Origin of the sequence: Streptomyces sp. NPDC057939 (assembly GCF_042887545.1) — a bacterium.
Lineage (GTDB): Bacteria > Actinomycetota > Actinomycetes > Streptomycetales > Streptomycetaceae > Streptomyces.
This window is the reverse complement of sequence record NZ_JBHVPG010000004.1, coordinates 251,339-272,955: the sequence shown is the minus strand read 5'-3', so window position 1 is coordinate 272,955 and position 21,617 is coordinate 251,339. Positions and strand designations below refer to the sequence as shown.

At 74.5% G+C, this 21,617-nt stretch carries 18 protein-coding genes; 4 read left to right on the top strand and 14 right to left on the bottom strand.

The window, feature by feature from the left end; genetic code table 11:
• Positions 1-82: 82 nt before the first annotated feature.
• The 10 genes from ACFVS6_RS07270 to ACFVS6_RS07225 all read right to left on the bottom strand — a co-directional run bounded on the left by ACFVS6_RS07270 (position 83) and on the right by ACFVS6_RS07225 (position 11,579).
• Entirely contained in the window at positions 83-691 is a 609-nt protein-coding gene (locus ACFVS6_RS07270; RefSeq protein ID WP_389701453.1) for a hypothetical protein, read from the bottom strand.
• 330 nt (positions 692-1,021) lie between these two features.
• Positions 1,022-1,738 carry a GntR family transcriptional regulator gene (locus tag ACFVS6_RS07265; protein WP_389701451.1) on the bottom strand — a complete coding sequence of 239 codons (717 nt, stop codon included), beginning with the start codon at positions 1,736-1,738 and terminating at the stop codon, positions 1,022-1,024.
• A gap of 65 nt (positions 1,739-1,803) precedes the next feature.
• Entirely contained in the window at positions 1,804-2,724 is a 921-nt protein-coding gene (locus tag ACFVS6_RS07260; protein WP_389701610.1) for an ornithine cyclodeaminase family protein, read from the bottom strand.
• Between the two features lie 89 nt (positions 2,725-2,813).
• The gene (locus ACFVS6_RS07255; RefSeq protein WP_389701450.1) at positions 2,814-3,833 is read right to left on the bottom strand and encodes a proline racemase family protein; all 1,020 of its coding nucleotides are present in this window, start codon (positions 3,831-3,833) and stop codon (positions 2,814-2,816) included.
• Positions 3,830-4,834 (bottom strand): proline racemase family protein, encoded by a 1,005-nt coding sequence (locus ACFVS6_RS07250; protein ID WP_389701448.1) that lies wholly within the window; start codon positions 4,832-4,834, stop codon positions 3,830-3,832. The genes ACFVS6_RS07255 and ACFVS6_RS07250 overlap by 4 nt, the downstream gene beginning before the upstream one ends.
• 142 nt (positions 4,835-4,976) lie before the next feature.
• The gene (locus ACFVS6_RS07245) at positions 4,977-5,903 is read right to left on the bottom strand and encodes a dihydrodipicolinate synthase family protein (protein WP_389701447.1); all 927 of its coding nucleotides are present in this window, start codon (positions 5,901-5,903) and stop codon (positions 4,977-4,979) included.
• 87 nt (positions 5,904-5,990) lie between these two features.
• Positions 5,991-7,568: an FAD-dependent oxidoreductase gene (locus ACFVS6_RS07240; protein WP_389701445.1), complete on the bottom strand. Its 1,578-nt coding sequence runs from the start codon at positions 7,566-7,568 to the stop codon at positions 5,991-5,993.
• Positions 7,549-7,863: a (2Fe-2S)-binding protein gene (locus ACFVS6_RS07235; protein WP_389701608.1), complete on the bottom strand. Its 315-nt coding sequence runs from the start codon at positions 7,861-7,863 to the stop codon at positions 7,549-7,551. Before ACFVS6_RS07235 ends, ACFVS6_RS07240 begins: the two co-directional genes overlap by 20 nt.
• A 70-nt stretch (positions 7,864-7,933) precedes the next feature.
• Positions 7,934-9,070: an NAD(P)/FAD-dependent oxidoreductase gene (locus ACFVS6_RS07230; protein WP_389701443.1), complete on the bottom strand. Its 1,137-nt coding sequence runs from the start codon at positions 9,068-9,070 to the stop codon at positions 7,934-7,936.
• Between the two features lie 91 nt (positions 9,071-9,161).
• Complete coding sequence (locus ACFVS6_RS07225; RefSeq protein WP_389701441.1) at positions 9,162-11,579, bottom strand: collagenase; 2,418 nt, start codon at positions 11,577-11,579, stop codon at positions 9,162-9,164.
• A gap of 172 nt (positions 11,580-11,751) precedes the next feature.
• Between ACFVS6_RS07225 and ACFVS6_RS07220 the strand changes: the two genes are divergently transcribed.
• Positions 11,752-13,134: an aminopeptidase P family protein gene (locus ACFVS6_RS07220; RefSeq protein WP_389701439.1), complete on the top strand. Its 1,383-nt coding sequence runs from the start codon at positions 11,752-11,754 to the stop codon at positions 13,132-13,134.
• Positions 13,135-13,219: 85 nt separating this feature from the next.
• On the opposite strand, the gene ACFVS6_RS07215 is transcribed toward ACFVS6_RS07220, so the two are convergent.
• Together ACFVS6_RS07215 and ACFVS6_RS07210 are read right to left on the bottom strand one after the other, a co-directional pair.
• Positions 13,220-13,618, bottom strand: coding sequence for a RidA family protein (locus ACFVS6_RS07215; RefSeq protein ID WP_389701437.1), 399 nt, complete (start codon positions 13,616-13,618; stop codon positions 13,220-13,222).
• Entirely contained in the window at positions 13,615-14,739 is a 1,125-nt protein-coding gene (locus ACFVS6_RS07210; protein ID WP_389701435.1) for an acyl-CoA dehydrogenase family protein, read from the bottom strand. Before ACFVS6_RS07210 ends, ACFVS6_RS07215 begins: the two co-directional genes overlap by 4 nt.
• A 127-nt stretch (positions 14,740-14,866) precedes the next feature.
• Between ACFVS6_RS07210 and ACFVS6_RS07205 the strand changes: the two genes are divergently transcribed.
• The 3 genes from ACFVS6_RS07205 to ACFVS6_RS07195 all read left to right on the top strand — a co-directional run bounded on the left by ACFVS6_RS07205 (position 14,867) and on the right by ACFVS6_RS07195 (position 18,233).
• A complete protein-coding gene (locus ACFVS6_RS07205; RefSeq protein ID WP_389701433.1) occupies positions 14,867-16,477 on the top strand; it encodes an AMP-binding protein in 1,611 nt (536 codons plus the stop codon).
• A 4-nt stretch (positions 16,478-16,481) separates the two neighbouring features.
• Positions 16,482-17,282, top strand: a complete 801-nt coding sequence (locus ACFVS6_RS07200; protein WP_389701431.1) for a PaaX family transcriptional regulator C-terminal domain-containing protein — start codon at positions 16,482-16,484, stop codon at positions 17,280-17,282.
• 111 nt (positions 17,283-17,393) lie between these two features.
• Complete coding sequence (locus ACFVS6_RS07195; RefSeq protein ID WP_389701429.1) at positions 17,394-18,233, top strand: GNAT family N-acetyltransferase; 840 nt, start codon at positions 17,394-17,396, stop codon at positions 18,231-18,233.
• A 19-nt stretch (positions 18,234-18,252) separates the two neighbouring features.
• Here the strand turns inward: ACFVS6_RS07195 and ACFVS6_RS07190 are convergent, their stop codons facing one another.
• Both ACFVS6_RS07190 and ACFVS6_RS07185 read right to left on the bottom strand, forming a co-directional pair.
• Positions 18,253-20,538: a bifunctional salicylyl-CoA 5-hydroxylase/oxidoreductase gene (locus tag ACFVS6_RS07190; protein ID WP_389701427.1), complete on the bottom strand. Its 2,286-nt coding sequence runs from the start codon at positions 20,536-20,538 to the stop codon at positions 18,253-18,255.
• Between the two features lie 4 nt (positions 20,539-20,542).
• Complete coding sequence (locus ACFVS6_RS07185) at positions 20,543-21,370, bottom strand: enoyl-CoA hydratase family protein (protein ID WP_389701425.1); 828 nt, start codon at positions 21,368-21,370, stop codon at positions 20,543-20,545.
• Positions 21,371-21,617: the final 247 nt, after the last annotated feature.

Here is a 21,617-nt window from a genome sequence, read left to right as displayed (position 1 = left end):
AATCCCGCTCCCTGGACGGGTGTTGGCGGGGGCGCGGGTCGGGAGCCGGGAGTTGACGGGTGGCGGGGCCGGGGCGCTGTGCCTACCCGGCGTGCGACGTGAAGCGCCAGACGGCGTGCTCCATGCCGCCGGGTTCGTGGCCGAGGAGCGCTGCGGCCTCCTCGTAGGCGGCGCGGAGTTGTTCGTAGGGAAGGCCCGGGACGCCAGCGTTCGCGGCGAAGGTCCGCAGGTGCACGTCCACGGCGACCTGCGAGCGGCCGACGAGGTTGCCGATGTAGTCGACGGTCTTCGGCCCCACGCCCTTCACGGTGCGCAGGGCGGCACGGTTCGTGCGGTGGTCGAGCCAGGCGTGGAGGTCTTCCCTGGTGTCCACGCCCCGGACGGACAACAGGTCCGTGATGGCGCGGGCCGTCGCGACCCTTCGGGGGCTGTTGAAGTCCATGGCGACGGCGAGGTCCTCGGTGGCGAGTCGCGCCCGGAATCCGCGGACGGTCGTGGCGTCGGGCCACCATTCCTGGAGTCGCAGGAGCCTCGGCCGGACGGTCGACCGGTACTTCCGACGGGCGTGGAAGCTCGCGTCGCAGATGACGGCTCCCATGTGCGTCCAGCCGCCGGGCGCGGGGAACGGGCCCCCTCCGAGGGCGCCCTGGACGTGCGCGGCGAGCAGTCGGGCGGGGGTGGGAGCGGTCATGGGCCCATGATGCCGCCCCGCCCCATCGCCCGGGGCGAAAGCGCCGAAGCCAACGGTGGGCCGCCGGCCCGGGGCCGGTCCGGGCCGGCTCCGGCGGGGCCGTGGGACCTTGCCGTCAGCCCCGGGGCCCGGAACGACAGGCCCTGGGACCTGTCGTCGAACTCCCCTTCGCTGCCCGGAGGGCGGCCTCACGGCGTCCGGGGCCGTGCTCTCGGCGTGCCGGGCGGAAGCAGCCGAACCCGCCCGTACCGGAGCTCTCGTCCGCTGCGGCGAGAGCGCGCGCCGGACGCCGGACGCGACGGGGTTTCGGCCGGGTTTCGACGGCAGGCCTCAGGCCGGGAGGCCGGATCCGAGGCCGCCCGGGGTGCGGCCGACCGGTTCGTCGCGGCCCTGGGCCCAGAGGGAGCGGACGTGACCGAGGTGGCGCTGCATGCATTCCATGGCCGCTTCGGCGTCGCCCGTGAGCATCAGGTCGAGCAGTTCGATGTGCTCCTCGGCGGAGGAGACCAGCTTGCCCGCCTCGTCGAGGCCCGTCAGCCCGTATAGCCGGGAGCGCTTGCGCAGGTCACCGACCGTCTCCACCAGGCGGTCGTTGCCCGCCAGGGCCAGCAGGTCGAGGTGGAAGCGACGGTCGGCCTCCAGGTAGCCGATGAGGTTGTGCTCCCGCGCGTTGGTGACGATCTCCTCGGCGACGGGTCGCAGGGCCTCCAACTGCTCGGCCGTTGCGATCTTCGTGATCCGGCCGATGGTCGGGACCTCGATCATCGTGCGCAGTTCGGTGTACTGGTCCAGGTCGCGTTCGCTGACCTCGGTGATCCGGAAGCCCTTGTTGCGGACCGGCTCGACCAGGCCCTCGCGGGCCAGGTCCAGCATCGCCTCGCGGACGGGTGTCGCTGAGACGCCGAGTTCGGCGGCGAGACCGGGGGCCGAGTAGACGCTGCCGGGGCGCAGCTCGCCCGCTATCAGGGCGGCTCGGAGCGCGTGGCCGACCTGGTCCCGGAGTCGTTCCTGGGCCTTGATGAGACTGTGCTGCTTCAGGTCACCCATTGCATTTCCTCCGAGACCCCCGACACCATCACCGCCACCGATGAGCAGAGGCACAGCGTACAATGTCACGTTTCGCCGCTTGCCCCGCCGGCGGCCTCGAACAACGCGACCGCCACGGCAAGATCCTCCCAGGCCATGCCCACGCTCTTGAAGAGCTGTGGACAACCCGGCCGTCCGCCGACCGCGATCCGGCCCGTGACCAGGTCGGCGAGGGTGCCGTTGATATGACCGGGCCCGATCGCCCCTTCCGCCTCCGGGACCAGGAGGTCGCCCGCCTCGCGCAGGGCCGCCGCACGCGACTCCACGTACACGGCCGCCCGGCGCACGAGCGCGGTGTCGGTCTCGCGGGCGTCCGGCTCGTGCGAGCCGACGGCGACGACCACCGCGCCCGGCGCCACCAGCCGCCCGTCGAAGAGGGGCTCGCGAGCCGTGGTGCAGCACACGACCAGGTCCGCGCCCGCCACGTCCCCGGCCGTGCCGGTACGGGCCGCCGCGCCGAGGGAGTCGGCGTGCGCCACCAGGAGCGCGGCCCGCGCCGGGTCCCGGGCGACGACCACCACCTCGGCGAGGTCCCGCACCCCGAGTACCGCTTCGAGGTGGCCGTAGGCCTGCGGTCCCGACCCGAACAGCACCAGCCGCAACGGCTGTCCCACCGGTGCGAGGTGACGCAGGGCCAGGGCGGAGACGGCGGGGGTGCGCAGGGTGGTGAGGGCCGCGCCGTCGAGGAGGGCCAGCGGGCGCAGCGTGGGCCCGTCGAGGAGCAGGTAGCTGCCGGTGATGCGGGGCAGGCCGCGGGCGGGGTTGCCCGGCGCGACTCCGGCGATCTTCACCCCGGCGTACGCTCCGGACGCGGCCGGCATCAGCAGCAGCTCTCCGCCGGGTACGTCGAGGGCGGTGCGCCGGGGGCAGGTCTCCGGGTCGAGGCCGTCGAGCAGGACCGCCGCGAGGGCGTCGGCCGCCCCGGCGGGAGTGAGGAGCCCGGCCATCTCGACGGCTCCGAGCCGGACGAGTCCGGGGCCGTCGGACCCGGCCCGCGCACCCCCCGGTCGCGCGGGCGCCCCGGGCCCGTACGCGCTCACAGGGTGAATCCCGCGCCGAGGGCGTCGTACGGGTCGACGGTGAAGGTGTGCTCGCCGGTTCGGTAGGCCGCGCCGGTGACCTCGGTGACCCCGCCCTCCAGGATGCGGCCGGTGAACACGGAACCCACGACCGACTCGTGCAGCAGGTCCTCGCCCGCTCCGAGCCGGCCGTCCTCCGCGAGCAGCGCGAGCCGGGCCGAGGTGCCGGAGCCGCAGGGCGAGCGGTCGATCTGGCCGTCGGCGAAGACGGTGACGTTGCGCTGGTGCGGGCCGAACGGGGTGTCGGGCAGCTCCTCGTGGAGGATGACCCCGTACACCCCGGAGAGCAGCGGCCCGTCCGGGTGCCAGGTGGCGGGGTGGGTGGCCAGCGCCGCCCGGATCTCCTGCCCGGCCCGGGTGAGCTCGGGCAGGGCGGCTCGGGTGACCTCCAGTCCGAGGTCCCGGGCCCGGACCGAGGCGTAGCAGGCGCCGGCGTGCGCGATGTCCACCTCGGCGACGCCGAGGGTGGTGGCGACCGGCACCTTGCGGGCACCGACCCGGGCGGGGACGTTGCGGAAGGTGATGCCGGTGGTCCGGCCGTCGGCGCGGTGGACGGTGGCGCGGACCCGCCCGGACGGCACGTCGATGCGCACCTGGACGTCGCCGTCGGTCGGGGCCGGGACCCGGCCGGTGTCCACGGCCCAGGCGCCGAGCGCCATCGTGCCGTGGCCGCAGGCGGTGGAGTAGCCGTCCTTGTGCCAGAACAGCACCCCGAAGTGGGCCCCGTCGTCGTCCGGGGGCACGACGAACCCGCCGTACATTCCGGCGTGTCCGCGCGGTTCGCGCACGAGCAGGCGTCGTACGTCGTCCAGCGGGCCGGGGCGCGGCGCGGTGCCGGAGCCGCCGGGGCCGATGGCGGTGACGCAGCGCTCCGCGACGGTGTCCCCGGGCACGGGGGCCATGCCGGGGTCCGAGGTGTCGACGATCCGGAAGGGCTCGCCCGCGGCGTGGTAGTCGGTGGTCCGTACGGATCTCACAGCAGGAACCCTCCGGGGAAGGGGTCGGTCGGGTCGAGGAAGTACTGGGCGGTGCCGGTGATCCAGGCCCGGCCGGTGATGGTGGGGACGACGGCGGGCAGTCCGGCGACGGTGGTCCGCGCGGTCAGCCGGCCGGTGAACCCGGTGCCGATGAAGGACTCGTTGACGAAGTCGGTGTCGAGCGGCAGCAGGCCGCGGGCGTGCAGTTGGGCCATGCGCGCGCTGGTTCCCGTGCCGCACGGCGAACGGTCGAACCAGCCGGGGTGGATGGCCATGGCGTGGCGGGAGCGGCGGGCGTCGGAGCCGGGGGCGGCGAGGTAGACGTGCTTGAGCCCCGCGATGGAGGGGTCCTCGGGGTGGACGGGCCGGTCCGGGGAGGCGTTGACGGCGTCCATGACGGCCAGGCCCGCGGCGAGCAGGTCGTCCTTGCGGGCCCGGTCGAAGGGCAGTGCGAGGGCGTCCAGTTCGACGAAGGCGTAGAAGTTCCCGCCGTAGGCGAGGTCGTAGGTGACCGTGCCGAAGCCGGGAACCTCCGTCTTCAGGTCGAGGCCGACGCTGAAGGAGGGCACGTTGGTGAGGGTGGCGGCGGTGGCCGCGCCGTCCTCGACGCGTACGTCCACGCGGACCAGGCCGGCCGGGGTGTCGAGCCGGACGGTGGTGACCGGTTCGACGGCCGGGACCATGCCGGTCTCGACCAGGACGGTGGCCACCCCGATGGTGCCGTGGCCGCACATGGGCAGCAGGCCCGACACCTCGATGTAGAGGACGCCGAAGTCGGCGTCGGGGCGGGTCGGGGGCTGGAGGATCGCGCCGCTCATCGCCGCGTGGCCGCGCGGCTCGTACATGAGGAGGGTGCGGACGTGGTCCGTGTGCTCCATGAAGTGGAGCCGCTTCTCGGCCATGGTGGCGCCGGGGATCACCCCGACCCCGCCGGTGATGACCCGGGTCGGCATGCCCTCGGTGTGCGAGTCCACCGCGTGGTAGATGTGGCGCGTGCGCATGGGTTTCCCTGGGGGCTGGGCCTGCCCGTCCGGGCGGACGGGCAGGACGGACGGAACGGGTGGGCGCGGGCGGGACCGGGCGGGCGCGGTGCGTCGGCCGAGCCGAGCTGGGCCGTGGCGTGCGCGTCGGATCCGGCAGCCCCTAGGAGAGGCCTTCGGCGAGCGCCTTCTCGGTGGCGGCGCGGACGGCGGCCTCGACGTCGCCGGTGAGGGGGAAGCGCGGCGGGCGGGTGGGGCCGCCGGGGCGGCCGGCCAGGTCCATGGAGAGCTTGATGGCCTGGACGAACTCGGTCTTGGAGTCCCAGCGGAGCAGGGAGTGCAGGGACTTGTAGAGCGGCAGCGCGGTGGTGAGGTCGCCGGCGACGGCCGCGCGGTAGAGCGTGGAGGAGGCGGCGGGCAGGGCGTTGGGGTATCCGGCGATCCAGCCGACCGCGCCGGCGAGGGCGAGTTCGAGGAGGACGTCGTCGGCGCCGATGAGCAGGTCGAGGCCCGGGGCGAGTTCGGCGATCTCGTAGGCGCGTCGTACGTCCCCGCTGAACTCCTTGACGGCGACGACGGAGCCGTCGGCGTGGAGGCGGGCCAAGAGGGACGGGACGAGGTCCACCTTGGTGTCGATGGGGTTGTTGTACGCGACGACGGGCAGGCCCGCGCGGGCGACCTCCGCGTAGTGGGCGCGGACGGCGGCCTCGTCGGCGCGGTAGGCGTTGGGGGGCAGCAGCAGGACGGAGCCCGCTCCGGCCTCGGCGGCCTGGTCGGCCCAGCGGCGGGCCTCGGCGCTGCCGTAGGCGGCGACGCCCGGCATGACGCGGCTGCCGTCACCGGCGGCCTCGACGGCGGTACGGACGACGCGGGCCCGCTCCTCGTCGGTGAGGGTCTGGTATTCCCCGAGGGAGCCGTTGGGGACCACGCCGTCGCAGCCGTTGGCGATCAGCCAGCGGACGTGTTCGGCGTAGGCGTCGTAGTCGACGCCGAGGTCCTCGCGCAGGGGCAGGGTGGTGGCCACCATGATTCCGTGCCAGGGGCGGGTGCGGGTGTCGGTGCTGGGCGCGGGGGTGGGCGCGTGGTTCATGAAGTGACTCCCTAGTGTGGTGTGTGACATTTTACTAGTGGGTGTGACGCGGCCACAAGGGTCCGGAGGGGCCGGGTCGGGACGCCGTCAGGAGCCGTCGCCCGCGGAAAGCGCTCCGGAACGCGGGCCTGAACCGAAGCCGCCGGAGGGGTCCTCGCCCCCGGGGCCGGGGGATCGCGGCGGGCACGACGGCGGCAGTGCGGCCAGGTGGCCCAGCGGGACCGGGCAGGACAGCGGCCTGCGGTCCGGGGCCGGCTCCTCGCCCGCCAGCGCCGCCACGGCCGGACCGCACATCCGGCCCTGGCACCAGCCCATGCCGGCTCGGGTGAGGAGTTTGACCGTACGGGCGTCCCGCGCGCCGAGTTCGGCGACCGCCTCCCGGATCCGGCCGGCCGGGACCTCCTCGCAGCGGCACACGTCGGTACCGTCGCGCAGCCAGTCCGTCCAGCCGGAGCCGGAGCGGTGGGCCGCCGCCATCGCCCCGGCGAAGGCCCGCAGTCGGGAGCGGCGGCGCACGAGCGCGGCCGGGACGGGCCGGCCCGCGATCGTGTGCGCGGCGATCTCCCCCTCGGTCAGGGCGAGTCCGGCGCCGCCGATGCCACCCGTCTCCCCGGCGGACCAGACGCCCGGGACGGACGTGCGCTGCTCCTCGTCGAGGTCGAGGGCGACGGTGCCGTCCGGGGAACGGCGGGTGGCGCAGCCGAGGCCGGTCGCCAGTTCCAACTGGGGCACCAGCCCGTGGCCGACGGCGACGGCGTCGCAGGGGATCCTGCGCGAGGTGCCGGGCAGCGGGCGCCAGTCGCGGTCCAGGCGCGTGACGGTGACGGCCTCGACCCGGTCGCTGCCGTGGGCCTCGGTCACGGCGTGCCGGGTGCGCAGCCGGATGCCGTGGCGCAGCAGGGCGGCGCCGTACGTGGCGCCCTCGACGAGTTTGCCGGGGTTGCGCAGCAGGGCGCCGGCGTGGGGCGCGTACGCGGTGTACGCGCCGGCCTCGACGACGGCGGGGACGGTGGCCCCGGCCGCGGCGAGGGAGCCGGCCACGGCCAGCAGCAGCGGCCCGCTCCCGGCGACCACGACGCGGCGGCCGGGCAGGACGAGTCCGCCCTTGAGCATGGCCTGGGCCCCGCCGGCCCCGATGACCCCGGGCAGTGTCCAGCCGGGGAAGGGCAGTTGGCGCTCGTGGGCACCGGTGGCCAGGAGGACGGCCCGGGCGTGGACGGCCGCGGGCTCCTCCCCCGGGCCGGCGACCGCGTGCAGGGTCCAGCCCCCGGCGTCCGGGACCACGGTCCAGACGTGGTGGAAGGAGAGGTACGCGACGCGGCCGGCCGACTCGTGGGCGCGCAGGGCGGCTTCGCGGGTGGCGAAGGCCCGCCAGTCGTGGTGCAGGGCCTCGGGCCGGGCGGCCCCGAGGCCGGGGGCGGGGTGGCGGTAGAACTGGCCGCCGGGGCGCTCGCCCGCGTCGAGGACGGTGACGCGCAGGCCGAGGTCCGCGGCCGTCACGGTGGCGGCCAGGCCGGCGGGGCCCGCGCCGACGACGGCGAGGTCGGCGGTCGTCCTGCCGGCGGGAGTCGCGGCCCGGGCGGCGGAGGGGGCCGGGGCCGCGCCGGCGGGGGTCGGGGCGCCGGCCGGGGGCGAGGGGGCGTCCTCAGACGGCGAGTTCGGCACGGCCGGTTCCTTCCTGGGAGGTGACGACGTCGCCCGGACGGGCGGGGACGAGGCAGGCGCGTTGGTTGGGGCGGCCGTTGACGGTGACGAGGCAGTCGTAGCAGCTGCCGATCCCGCAGAACGCGCCCCGGGGCGCGCCCCCGTCGCGGGTGGTGCGCCAGGCGAGGATGCCCGCGGACCAGAGCACGGCCGCGACGCTCTGGCCAGCCTGCGCGGTCAGCTCTCGGCCGTCGAAGCGCAGGACGTACGTGGCCGTGGGGCTGCCGCCGACCAGTGAGCGGGGGGTGCGCATCAGGGGGCTCCTCGGGTGCCCCTCCGCGGCTCCGGCCGGGCGGGGTGGGGGTGGGCTGGGGTCGGGCGGGCCGTCACGCGAAGCGGTTCGGGCGGAAGGGGTGGGGGTCCAGCGGTGGGGTGGTGGCGGTGAGGGCGGCGGCGATCAGGGCGCCGGTGGCGGGGGCCAGGCCGATGCCGGCCCCCTCGTGGCCGCAGGCGTGCAGCAGGCCGGGCACCCGGGGGTCGGGGCCGATCGCGGGGAGGTGGTCGGGGAGGTAGGGGCGGAAGCCGTGGTAGGTGCGCAGGACGCGGACGTCGGCCAGGACCGGGAAGAGGGCCGCCGCCTGGCCGGCCAGGCGCCGCAGCGCCTCGGTGGACGTGCTCCGGTCGAAGCCGACGCGTTCGCGGGTCGCGCCGATGAGGACGGGGCCGGCCGGGGTGCCCTCCACGACCGCCGAGGACTGCAGGGCGGCGGATCCGCTGGCGACGTCGGCGATGTAGTCGGCGGCGTAGACCTTGTGGCGGACCACGCGGGGCAGGGGTTCGGTGACGAGGACGAAGCCGCGGCGCGGCAGGACCGGCAGGGTGGTTCCGGCGAGGGCGGCGACGTCGCCGCCCCAGGTGCCCGCGGCGTTGACCACCGCCGGTGCGTGCAGGGTGCGGCGGGGGGTGCGGACGCCGCGGGCCGCACCGTCGGCGAGGAGGATCCCGGTGACCTCCTCCCCCAGGTACAGGGCGGCCCCCGAAGCGGCCAGCAACCGGGCCGCGGCCTGGGCCGGCTGGACCTGGGCGTCCTGCGGGTAGTGGAAGCCGCCCGCGAGGCCCGGGGCCAGGTGGGGTTCCAGGTCGTGGAGGGCGTCCGGTCCGATCTCGGTGGAGACGACCCCGCGGGCGCGCTGGCCGTCGGCGAAGCCGCGCAGGGCCTTGAGGGTGGTGTCGTCGGGCGCGACGACCAGGCCGCCCTTGGCCTCGTACTCCGTCTCCGGCGGGAGGACGGCGGCGAGTTCGCGCCACAGGGTGGTGGAGAGCAGGGCGAGGTCGAGTTCGGGGCCGGCCTCCTTGTCGGAGACCAGCAGGTTGCCCTCCCCGGCGCCGGTCGTGCCGCCCGCGACGGAGCCGCGGTCGACGACCGCGACGGAGAGCCCGGAGCGCGCCGCGTAGTAGGCGCACGCGGCTCCGACGACACCGGCGCCGATGATGACGACGTCCGGGGAGTGGGTCTGGAACACGGCAGTAATATGTCACATTCTTTAGAGGTTGCCCAGGGTGACCCGGGCCGGTCCCTCCCCCCGTACGGATGGGGACCGACCCGGGTGCGGATCAGCTGCGGAGCGGGCCCTCGCAGCTGTAGGAGGAGGTCCCCGCCGTCCTGTTGGTCCAGATCTCCACCGGACCGAAGGAGCAGTTCATGTCCGCCAGGTTGTTGGAGGCCGCGCCGGCCCGGTCGAGGATGAAGTAGTCGACCGTCTCGGACATGTCCTTGAAGTTCTGGTCGTCGCTGCGCCAGTTCTTCAGGTTCGCGCTGATCCGACCCGTGCAGGTGAAGCGGCGCTTGCCGGGGTCGCCGTTCTCCACGCAGTCCGGGGTGTTGTAGGTGGCGGTCGCGAACGTCGACTTCACCGAGGCGAGCGCGGAATCGCGCAGCCGGTCGTTCGGCGTGAAGGTGGTGTTCGGCACGTGGAGCTGGTCGACCTTGGCGATCTGGGCGTCCAGGAAACGGGTGTAGTCGCGCTGGAGGTAGGTGTCCGCGCCCGTCCGGTGGCGCCAGGAGTCGTACGCCGCCACGTCGTTGGCGCGCAGGTGGGTGTACATCTCGCGCAGCAGCGCGGGCTTCTCGGTCCACAGGAACTCGAAGAAGGTTCCCGCGTAGCTGTAGAAGCGGAAGCCGTCGCCGTCGTAGGTGGCGTTGAGCAGCTGCTCGACGGTCATGCGCGGGCCGCCGTTGGCCGTGTCGGCGATGATGCTCCTGACGAGGGACTTGCGGACGGCGATGCCGTTGTCGCGGGTGGCCCCGTCGAAGAACTCCGCGGTGCCCTCGTCCATGGCGGTCGTGCGGTCGCCCTCGTACCAGGGGCCCTCGCCGAAGAAGCCGGGGACGGCGTAGCGGCCGTTGAGGTAGTGCGTGTACTCGTGGCGGAAGAGCTCTTCCAGGGTCAGCGAGGAGTCCTGCGGGACTCGGCGCTGGTAGGTGTAGAAGGTGGCGCCGTTCTCGATGTAGATGCCGCCGTTGTTGGTGTCGTAGCCCGTCAGGATCGGGTGGTAGTTCTCGTAGTCGGCCCGGGAGCCGTACAGCACGATGTTCAGCGTGGAGTTCGGGTCGCCGGCGAGCGGCTGGTCGGTGCCGAGCACGCGGTGGTACTGGGCCTTGACCTGCTTGCTCGCGTAGTACAGCTGGTCGACGGTGGCCCGGTCGAGGCCGGTGCGGACCTTGATGGCGCCGTTGTCGTAGGTGTAGGTGTACGGGAAGATCTGCTTCTCGATGTCGTCCTTGCACACCCCGTACGGCTTGCAGGCATCGTAGTGGTTGAGCCAGGAGACGAGCTTGGCCCACTGCTCGCTGCCGTTGCCGAAGTCCCGCTTGACCTGCTCCAGCATCCCGCCGAGGTCGGCGGCTATGCCGGCGCGCAGGCCGGCTATCTCGCCGAAGCGGGCGTACTCGCTGAGCGCGTCGCGCACCACCCAGGCGTTCGCCGTGCCCTTGAGGTGCGTGTGGGTCGCGAAGGCCTTGAACGCGGCGCGGTACGAGGGGTCGCCCGCCACCGCCGCGTGGAAGGCGGCGTCCTGGTTGCCCGGGTAGACGCCCAGGTAGTTGACGGAGAGCGCGGCCAGCGCGGCGCCCGCCCAGGCGGAGTCGAGGTGGGTGGCCGGGTGGGCCGGGTCCATGGTCGCCAGGACCTTCTTGATGAGGCCGAGCTGGTGGTGGCGCAGGCCGGGCGCGCTGGCCGCGTAGAGGGCCTCGCGCAGGGTGTTGGCGTTGGTCCGCGTGACGTCGAAGGTGCGGGCGGCGGCGCCGAAGTCGGCGATGGCCTGCCGCATGGCGTTGACCGTCGGGGCGTCGGTGACGTCGATCTCGGAGCGCGCGTAGTCGTGGTAGGCGACGGCGTGCAGGTACGTGAACATCTCCTCCAGGTGCGAGGAGTTGCGGCCGTCGTGGGCGGCGGAGAGGGCCGAGATCCGGCGGGAGACCGCCTGGACGTGGGCGTCGGACATGACCGGCGTCAGCCGGGCGTCCCACGTCCAGATGAGGCCCCTCAGACAGCCGTCGGCGAGGACGGCCTGGTCGCCGAGGAAGTCGGCGAACTGCTCGGGGGTGAGGTTCGTGATCCCGTCAAGGGTGCAGGGGACGCCCGCCGCGACGCTCCGCGCGGTGGGAACGGCATCGGCGGAGGCCGACTTGCGGCTCTTCTCCGAACGCTCCGACGAGGCGGCGGAGACCGGCGCCGAGGCGGCCGGCGCGGCGCCGGGTACCCGGCCGCCCGCCGCGGCCTTGCCGCCGGGGGCCAGGGCGGGGGCCGCCACCTGCTCCTGGGCGTTGGCGAACCGGTCGACCTCGTCGAAGGGGTTCGGCGTGGCGGCCGGGGCCGCCGCACCGAAGGTGGCGGGCGCGGAGGCGCCGCTCGCGGCGGCGGGGGTGCCCCGCTCGGACGCCTGGGTCACGGCCTGGCCGGCGGTGGCGAGGAGGGTGACCGCCACGGCGGCGGAGAGGAGGGACGTACGCACAGCTCTGTGCTGGGACACCGGGAACTCCTGGATGGGAGGGAGGTGGGGGATTTGATGCGTGAACTGCCCTGCGTCACACGGCGTTTGACGGGGATTAACGTGCCGAGGTGTGAGCTGTAACATAGTAATGTGAAATTGCACTGACAAGACCTGTGCGCCCACCAGTTCGGTACTTCTTGAGGGAGCCTCCATGACCGACCACCCCTCCGGCCTCCACATCGGCAGTCACGACCTGCCGGTATCGGGCGAGTTGTCCCGCTTCATGGCGGCGGACTGGGCGGCCTCACCGCTGTCCGCCGCAGCACGCGTCCCCGCCCACGCCGTAACCCCCGCACGCCGGGCCCGCCTCTCGGCGCTCTTCCCGGGCGAGCGGCTCGTCGTACGGGCGGGCGAGTTGAAGGTCCGCTCCAACGACTGCGACCACCGCTTCCGACCGCACAGCGCCTACGCCTGGCTCACCGGCCTGACCGGCGAGGACCAGGTGGGACACGTCCTGGTGCTGGAGCCCTCCGGGCCGAGCGGCCACGAGGCCGTGCTGTACCTGCGGCCGCGCTCCCCCCGGGCCGACGGCAACGAGGAGTTCTACCGCGACCGCCGCTACGGCGAGTTCTGGGTCGGCCGCCGCGCCGACCTCGCGGAGGCGGAACTCCTGACCGGCATCCGCTGCGCGCACCTGGACTCCCTCGGCACCCCGCCGGCCCGCGACGCCGCCACCGACCACGAGCTGGCCACCGCCCTGTCGGAGCTGCGGCTGGTCAAGGACGCCTGGGAGGTCGGCCAGCTCCAACTCGCCGTGGACCACACGACCGCCGGGTTCGAGGACGTCGTACGGGCCCTGCCCCGGGCCCTGGCCCACGAGCGCGGGGAGCGCTGGATCGAGGGCGTCTTCGGCCTGCGCGCCCGCGCCGAGGGAAACGGCACCGGCTACGACACGATCGCCGCCTCGGGCGCCCACGCCTGCGTGCTGCACTGGATCCGCAACGACGGCCGGCTGAACGGCGACGACCTGCTGCTGCTCGACGCGGGCGTCGAGACGGACACCCTCTACACCGCCGACATCACCCGCACGCTCCCCCTGTCCGGACGCTTCTCCCCGGTGCAGCGGCAGGTGTACGAACTGGTGCTGGCCGCCCAGGACGCCGGCATGGCGGCGCTGCGCCCGGGCGCGAGCTTCCGGGACTTCCACCGGGCCGGGATGCGGGTCATCGCGGAGGGACTGGCCGACTGGGGCGTCCTGAAGGCCGCGGAGGGCGACCTCCACCGGCGGTACACCCTGTGCAGCAGCGGCCACATGCTCGGGCTCGACGTCCACGACTGCGCGCGGGCCCGGGCCGACACCTACCTGGACGGGGTCCTGGAGGAGGGCCAGGTCCTCACCGTGGAACCCGGCCTCTACCTCCAGCCCGACGACGAGACCCTCCCCGCCGAGCTGCGCGGCATCGGCGTGCGCATCGAGGACGACCTCGTCATCACCTCGGACGGCGCCCGCCTGATGTCCTCGGCGCTACCGCGCACGGTGGCGGGCATCGAGGAGTGGATGGGCGCCCTCCTGGAAGGTGGACCGGACGCGTAGGGGAAGCCGCCCCGGACGCGGGCCCGGGCCGCGTCCGGGCCCGCGTCCGGGGCGGGTCGGCACCGGCACCGGCGCCCGGGCCGGATCAGGGCAGCACGGCGATGCCGTCCAGTTCGACCAGCGCCTCGGTGTCCCACAGCCGCACGATGCCGATCACGGCCATCGCCGGGTAGTCGCGGCCCGCCAACCGCCGCCACACCCGGCCCAGTTCGCCCGCGTGCTCCCGGTAGTCGGCCACGTCCGCCGCGTACACGGTGACCCTGGCCAGGTCGGCCGGCGTGCCGCCCGCGGCGGCGAGGGCGGTCAGGAGGTTCGTCAGGGCCTGCTCGAACTGCTCGGGCAGGGTCTCGCCGACCACCTTCCCGGCGCCGTCGAGCGCGGTCTGGCCCGCCAGGAACACGAGCCGGCCCCCGGTGGCGACGACCGCGTGCGAGAACCCGGTCGCCGGGGACAGCTCCCGGGGGTTGACGCGTTCCGGACTCATCGGGCCGCCACCTCCCGGTAGAGCTCCTTCGCGATGATCGTGCGCTGCACCTCGCTGGCGCCCTCGTAGATCCTCGGGGCCCGCACCTCCCGGTAGAGGTGCTCCAGCAGGTGGCCGCGGCGCAGGGCGGCCGCCCCGTGCAGTTGGACGGCGTGGTCGACGACGTACTGGGCGGTCTCGGTGGCCAGCAGCTTGGCCATCGCCGCCCGGCGGGGCACGTCGGGCGCACCCCGGTCGTGGGCTCCGGCGGCGGCGTAGACCAGCAGCCGGGCGGCCTCGGTGCGGGTGGCCATCTCGGCGACCCGGTGCGCGACGGCCTGGAGGTCGGCCAGGACCCCGCCGAACGCGGTCCGGCCGGCCGTGTGAGCGAGGGTGGCGTCCAGGGCGGCCCGGGCCATTCCGACGGCGAACGCGCCCACGCTCGGCCGGAACAGGTTCAGCGTGCCCATCGCGACGCGGAAGCCCTGCCCGGGTTCCCCGAGGACGTCCTCGGGTCCGACGGGCACGCCGTCGAAGGCGAGGGAACCGATCGGGTGCGGCGACAGCATGTCGAGGGCCTCGCCGGTGAGGCCCTCCCGGTCGCCCGGGACGAGGAAGGCGGTGATGCCCTTGGCGCCGGGCGCCTCGCCCGTGCGGGCGAAGACGGTGTAGAAGTCCGCCTCGGGGGCGTTGGAGATCCAGCACTTGGCACCGGTCAGCCGCCAGCCGGGCCCGTCCGGCTCCGCCGCCAGGGCCAGGGCCGCCGCGTCCGAGCCGGCACCCGGCTCGCTGAGCGCGAAGGCCGCCACCGTCGTGCCCGCCCGGACGCCCGGCAGCCAGCGCTCCCGTTGCGCCGGCCGGCCGGAGCGGAGCACCGGGTGCGCGCCGAGGCCCTGGAGGGCCAGGGCGGTCTCCGCCTCGGTGCAGCCGTAGGCCAGGGACTCACGCAGCAGGCACAGCTCCAGCGCGCCGGAGCTGAACACCTTCTCCAGCAGGCCCAGTTCGCCGAGGGCGGCGAGCAGCGGCCGGTTCACCCGGCCGGGTTCGCCCTTCTCGGCGAGCGGCCCGAGCCGTTCCCGTGCGAGGGTGCGCAGCCGGGCGCACCATTCCTCTTGTTCCGCCCCGAGCGCGAATCCGGTCATCCGAATGCCCCAGTTCTATCGCGTCCTGTTGACTGCCGTCACCATCACGATACGCTCGTGACGCGACCGCACGGCCGGCTCCACCTCAATCCGGACGTTGCAAGGGGGCGAACCCGCCTTGGAGCTCATGCCTTCGGCTCACGCCGACACTTTTGCCCGGGACCACCTGCCGCCCGCACACGCCTGGCCGCAGTTGCTCTTCGAACTGCCCGAACTGGCCTACCCCGACCGGCTGAACTGCGGGGCCGAGCTGCTCGACGCCACGATCGCGCGGTTCGGGCCGGACCGGCCGGCCTTCCGCAGCGGCTCGGGCGAGGTGTGGTCGTACGGGGAACTGCGCGAGCGCGTCGACCGCCTGGCCCACGTCCTCACCGTCGACCTGGGGGTGGTCCCCGGCAACCGGGTGCTGTTGCGCGGCCCCACGGGCCCCTGGCTCGCCGCGTGCTGGCTGGCGGTCATGAAGGCGGGCGCGGTGGCCGTCACCGTACTGGCCCAGCAGCGGGCGCAGGAGTTGGCCACCGTGTGCGCGATGGCCCGGGTGCGGCACGCCGTGTGTCACGTGAGCGCCCTCGACGACCTGGCCAAGGCGGAGGTCCCGGACCTGCGGATCACCGCGTACGGCGGTGACGCCCCGGACGACCTGCTGCGGCTGGCCGAGGCCCATCCGGAGCCGTACGAGGCGGTGGAGACCTCGGCCGACGACGTGGCGCTGATCGCTTTCACGTCCGGGACCACCGGCCGTCCCAAGGGCTGCATGCACTTCCACCGGGACCTGCTGGCCGTCGCCGACACCTTCTCGGCCGGTGTGCTGCGGCCCCGCCCCGACGACGTGTTCGCGGGCAGTCCCCCGCTCGGCTTCACCTTCGGGCTGGGCGGACTGGTCGTGTTCCCGCTGCGGGCCGGTGCCTGCGCGCTGCTGCTGGAGCAGGCGGCGCCCCGGGTGCTGCTGCCCGCTCTGGCAGAACACCGGGTGACCGTGCTGTTCACCGCGCCCACCGCCTACCGGTCGATGCTGGACACCCTGGGCCCGTACGACGCGGGCGCCTACGACCTGTCCGCGCTGCGCCGCTGCGTGTCGGCGGGCGAGAACCTGCCCGAGGCGACCTGGCGGGCCTGGTACGAGCGCACCGGCCTGCGGATCATCAACGGCATCGGGGCGACCGAACTGCTGCACATCTTCATCTCGGCGGCGGACGAGGACATCCGACCCGGTACGACCGGCCGGGTGGTGCCGGGCTGGGAGGCCCGGGTGGTCGACCCTTCGGGGCGACCGGTGGCGGACAACGAGCCGGGCCTGCTGGCGGTGCGCGGGCCGGTGGGCTGCCGCTACCTGGCCGACCCGCGGCAGGGCGAGTACGTACGGAACGGCTGGAACCTGACCGGGGACACCTACGTGCGCGATCCGGAGGGCTACTTCCGGTACGTCGCCCGCGCCGACGACATGATCATCTCCTCGGGGTACAACATCGCGGGTCCGGAGGTCGAGGAGGCCATGCTGCGCCACCCGGACGTGGTGGAGGCGGCGGTCGTCGGCCGGCCCGACGAGCGGCGCGGGCAGGTCGTGGTGGCGTACACCGTGCTGCGGGAGGGGGTGGTGCTGGGCGAGGAGGAACTGCGGACCTTCGTCCGCGGTGAGCTGGCCCCGCACAAGTGCCCGCGTTCCTTCGTCTTCCTACCGGCGCTGCCGCGGACGGCGACCGGCAAACTCCAACGGTTCCGGCTGCGCGATCTAGAGTGAACCCGTGGCCGAGCAGCACACTCCGCGATCCCTGATCGTCACCTTCTACGGCGCCTACGGTCGGTCCTTCGAGGGCCCCGTACCGGTGTCCGCCCTGGTCCGCCTGCTGGGCGCGGCCGGAGTCGACGCGCCCTCCGTCCGTTCGTCGGTGTCCCGGCTGAAACGCCGCGGGTTCCTGGAGCCCGCGCGGGCCGCGGACGGCGCGGCCGGGTACGTCCTGTCCGAGGAGGCCCGCCAGCTGCTGGAGGACGGCGACCGGCGGATCTACGGCCGCGTTCCCGTCTCGGAGGAGTGGCTCGTCGCGGTGTTCTCCGTCCCGGAGCAGGAACGGCACAAGCGGCACCTGCTGCGGTCCCGGCTGGCCCGGCTGGGCTTCGGGGCCGTCGCGCCCGGCGTCTGGATCGCCCCGGCGCACCTGGCCGGGGAGACCGGCCACACGCTGGAGCGCCTGCACCTGACGGCGTACGTGGAGCTGTTCCGCGGCGGCCACCTCGGCTTCGCCCCGACGGCCGAGGCCGTGGCCCGCTGGTGGGACCTGGCGGCGCTGGCCAAGCAGCACGAGGAGTTCCTCGACCTGCACGAACCGGCCCTGCGGGCGCTGCGGCCCGGCTCCGCGCCCGACCCGGAGGAGGCCTACCGGACGTACCTCCTGGCGCTGGACACCTGGCGGCGGCTGCCCTATGCGGACCCGGGACTGCCGCGCGACCTGCTGCCGGCCGACTGGCCGGGCGACCGGGCGGCGGCGGTCTTCGCCGAGCTCCACGCGCGACTGCGCGGGACGGGCGCGCTGTTCGTGCTGGAGTAGGGCGCTCGGGGGCGGGCACTCCGGGGCGGGCCGCGGGCCGTGCGGGCCACCGGGCCCTCCCCCGGCGAAAACTCCGGTGCGCCCGCCCCGCGGGGCCGGGCACGATGGGTCATGACCTGGACCTTCAGCAATGATCTGGCGGCCTTCCTGGCCGTCGCGCGCCCGGCCGTGGCCGCGCAGCCCGTCGTCAACACCATCCTGCTGACCGTCGCCGATTCGCTGGAGCGGCGCGGCCCCCACGCCCACGGCCCCGCCGATCCCGTCTTCGGCTGGTGGACCGGCCCCGACGGGGCCGTCGCCGGCGGGCTGCTGCGCACGCCGCCGTTCCCGCTGCTGCTCGGCGCGCTGCCCCCGGAGGCCTTATCGGCGTTGGGGGCCGACCTCACCGCGGAGCCGCTGCTCGCGGGGGTCGACGGCGTCGACGCCCGCAGCGCGGACGCGCGGACCCTGGCCGGGGCGTGGGGGGCGCCGGTCCGGGTCGTGGAGAAGACCCGGCTGTACCGGCTGGGGACCCTGGCCGCCCCGCAGCCGTTGCCGCCGGGGCGGGCCCGGCCCGCGCGGGAGGCCGACCTGCCGCTGCTGCTGGAGTGGGTCACGGAGTTCAACCGGGAGGTCGACAGCCCGGGCACGGCCTCCGCGGCCGCCCTGCGCGACCGGATCTCGTACGGCGGTTTCCTGTTGTGGGAGCACGCGGGCACCCCGGTGTCCGTGGCGGCCTTCTCCCGCCCGATCGGCTCCGCCTCCCGGATCGGCCCGGTGTACACGCCGCCGCGGGAGCGCGGCCGGGGGTACGCCGCGGGGGTGACGCACGCCGCGACCGAGGGGGCGCGGGCGGCCGGCGCGCGCGAGGTGCTGCTCTTCACCGACCTGGCGAACCCGACCAGCAACGGCGTCTACCAGCGGCTGGGCTACGTCCCGTGCGACGACCGGGTCCGGCTGGAGGTGGTGTGACCGCGTGCCCCCCGGGTCGTCAGCCCCGGCCCGTCGGGGGTTTGCGGCTGCCCGCGCGGTACGGGTCGGGCCAGGGGGCCGCCGGGCCCGCGTAGTCCTGGTCGGCGGCCGCGTGCAGGGTCCAGTTCGGGTCGTAGAGGTGGGGGCGGCCGACGGCGCACAGGTCGGCGCGACCGGCGAGGAGCAGGGAGTTGACGTCGTCCCAGGAGGAGATGGCGCCGACCGCGATGACGGGGACGCCGAGGGCGTTGCGGATCCGGTCGGCGTGCGGGGTCTGGTAGGAGCGCCCGTACTCGGGGCGTTCGTCGGCCACGACCTGGCCGGTGGACACGTCCACGGCGTCGGCGCCGTGGGCGGCGAAGGCGGCGGCGATCCGCTCGGCCTCCTCCGGAGTGGTGCCGCCGGGCGCCCAGTCGGTGGCGGAGAGCCGGACGGTCATGGGCCGGTCCTGCGGCCAGACCTCGCGGACCGCGTCGAAGACCTCCAACGGGAACCGCAGCCGGTTCTCCAGGGGGCCGCCGTAGGCGTCGTCGCGCTGGTTGGTGAGCGGGGAGAGGAACCCGGACAGCAGGTAACCGTGCGCGCAGTGCAGCTCCAGCAGGTCGAACCCGCAGTCCGCGGCGCGTACGGCGGCCGCCGCGAACTCGGAGCGGATCGCGCCGAGGTCGTCGGTGGTGAGGGCGCGCGGGACGGCCGAGACGCCCGGCTTCCAGGGCAGGGCGGAGGCCGCGACGAGCGGCCAGTTGTCCTGCGGGAGGGGTTCGTCCATGCCCTCCCACATCACGCGCGTCGAGCCCTTGCGGCCGGAGTGGCCGAGTTGGACGCCGAGGGCCGCCCCGGGCGCGGAGGTGTGGACGAAGTCCACGATCCGCTTCCAGGCCGCGGCCTGGTCGGCCGTCCACAGACCCGCGCAGGCGGGCGTGATGCGGCCCTCGGGGCTCACGCAGACCATCTCGGTCATGACGAGTCCGGCGCCGCCCAGGGCCCGCGCGCCCAGGTGCACGAGGTGGAAGTCGCCGGGCACCCCGTCGCGCGCGGAGTACATGTCCATGGGCGAGACGACGACGCGGTTGCGCAGGGTCAACCCCCGCAGGGTGAACGGGGTGAACATCGGCGGCGTTCCCGAGCCGAGCGGGTCCTGCGGGTCCTGCTGCGGGCAGCCGAAGTCGCGTTCCACCGCGCGGGTGAAGCGGGGGTCGCGCAGCCGGAGGTTGTCGTGGGTGACGCGGCGGCTGCGGGTGAGCAGGTTGAAGGCGAACTGTCGGGCGGGCTGGGCGACGTAGGAGTCGATCTCCTCGAACCAGCGCATGCTGGCCGCGGCCGCCCGCTGGGTGCTGGCCACGGCGGGGCGCCGGTCCTCCTCGTACGCCGCGAGGGCCTCCGGTACGCCGCGCCCGCCGGCCCGCGCCGCCGCCAGGGCGTCGGCGAGCGCGAGGGCGTCCTCGACGGCGAGTTTGGTGCCGGAGCCGATGGAGAAGTGGGCGGTGTGCGCGGCGTCGCCGACGAGGGCGACGTTCCCGTGCGACCACTGGCCGCAGACGACGGTCGGGAAGCGGGTCCACGCCGAGCGGTTGCCGCGCAGGGGTCGTCCCCGCAGGGCGTCGGCGAAGGTCTTGGCGCAGCGGGCCGCCGACTCGTCCTCGTCGCAGAGGTCGAACCCGGCCGCGCGCCACACCTCCTCGCGCATCTCGACGATCACGGTGGAGGCGTCGGCGGAGTACGGGTAGGCGTGCAGCTGCATGACGCCGTGCTCGGTCTCGGCGATCTCGAAGCGGAACGCGTCGAAGGCGAAGTCCGCGGCGAGCCAGATGTAGCGGCAGCGTCCCTCGGTGACGGTGGGCCGGAAGTGCGCGGCGCCTGTGGTGCGGGTGGCGCTGTGCACCCCGTCGGCGGCGACGACCAGGTCGTGGGTCGTGGCGAGGGCGAAGGCGTCGGGGGCCCCGGCACGGAAGCGGAGGCGGACCCCGAGGCCGGCGCAGCGCTCGTGCAGGATCTCCAGCAGTCGGCGCCGACCGAGCGCGGCGAAGCCGTGCCCGCCGGAGGTCAGCAGCCGGCCGCGGTGCACGACGTCGACGTCGTCCCAGCGGACGAACTCGGCGCCCAGCGCGGTGTGGACGACGCTGTCGGCCCGTTCGATGCCGCCCAGGGTCTCGTCGGACAGGACGACGCCGAAACCGAAGGTGTCCTCGGGCGCCCGCCGCTCCCAGACCTCGACGGAGTGGCCCTGCCGGGCCAGGAGTGCGGCGGTGTACAGACCGCCCGGTCCCCCGCCGACGACGGCCACCCGCAGGGCGCTCGTGGTCATCCGGCTACCTGCCCTTCCACTCCGGCGGGCGCTTCCCGGTGAAGGCCGCGTGGAACTCCGCGTAGTCCTGGCCGTGCATGAGGAGGGCCTGGGTGTTGGCGTCCAGCTCGACCGACGCGGCCAGCGGCATGTCGAGTTCCGCGGTCAGCAGGGCTTTGGTCTGGGCGTGGGCGAGGGCGGGTCCGGCGGCGAGGCGGGCGGCCAGTTCGGCGGCCCGGGCGTCGGCCTTGCCCTCGTCGACGAGTTCGCTGAGCAGTCCGATGCGCTCCGCCTCGGGGGCCCGTACGGGCTCTCCGAGCATCAGGAGCCGGGTGGCGTGGCCGAGGCCGACGACCCGGGGCAGCAGGTAGGCGGCGCCCATGTCGCCGCCGGAGAGTCCCACCCGGGTGAAGAGGAACGCGAAGCGGGCGGTGGGGTCGGCGATCCGGAAGTCGGCGGCGAGCGCGAGGACGGCGCCGGCGCCGGCGGCCACCCCGTGCACGGCGGCGATCACCGGGAAGGGGCATTCGCGGATCGCGCGGACCACCTGGCCGGTCATCCGGTTGAAGTCGAGGAGTTCGGCGGTGTCCATGGCGAGGGTGGCGCCGATGATCTCGTCCACGTCCCCGCCGGAGCAGAAGCCGCGTCCCTCGCCGGCCAGGACGAGGGCGCGCACGGAGCGTTCGCGGGACAGTTCGGCGAGCAGGTCGCGCAGGTCGGCGTAGGCGCCGAAGGTGAGCGCGTTCAGCTTCTCGGGGCGGTCGAGGGTGACGGTGGCCACGCCGTCCTGCCGGGTCACCCGCAGGTGGCGCCACCGTTCGGTCGCTGGTGTGGAACCGGTGAAGGGGCTCACGGAACCGACGGTATCACCGACTCTTGACCACCGTCACAGAAACGCGACAGATGGGTTGCGGGGGCCGGGTGTGACGAAGGTCCCGCCCGACCGGTGACCGTGGTTGCCCGCCGTTCGGCCGGGGTGCCCTACGGGGCGCCGACGAAGGTTCGTATGGTTGAAAGCGGGAGTTCCCCTCCCCGCAACCGGGCGGCCCCTCCCGCGCCGGGACGATCCGCCCCGCGAGCCATCGCACACCCACGGAAAC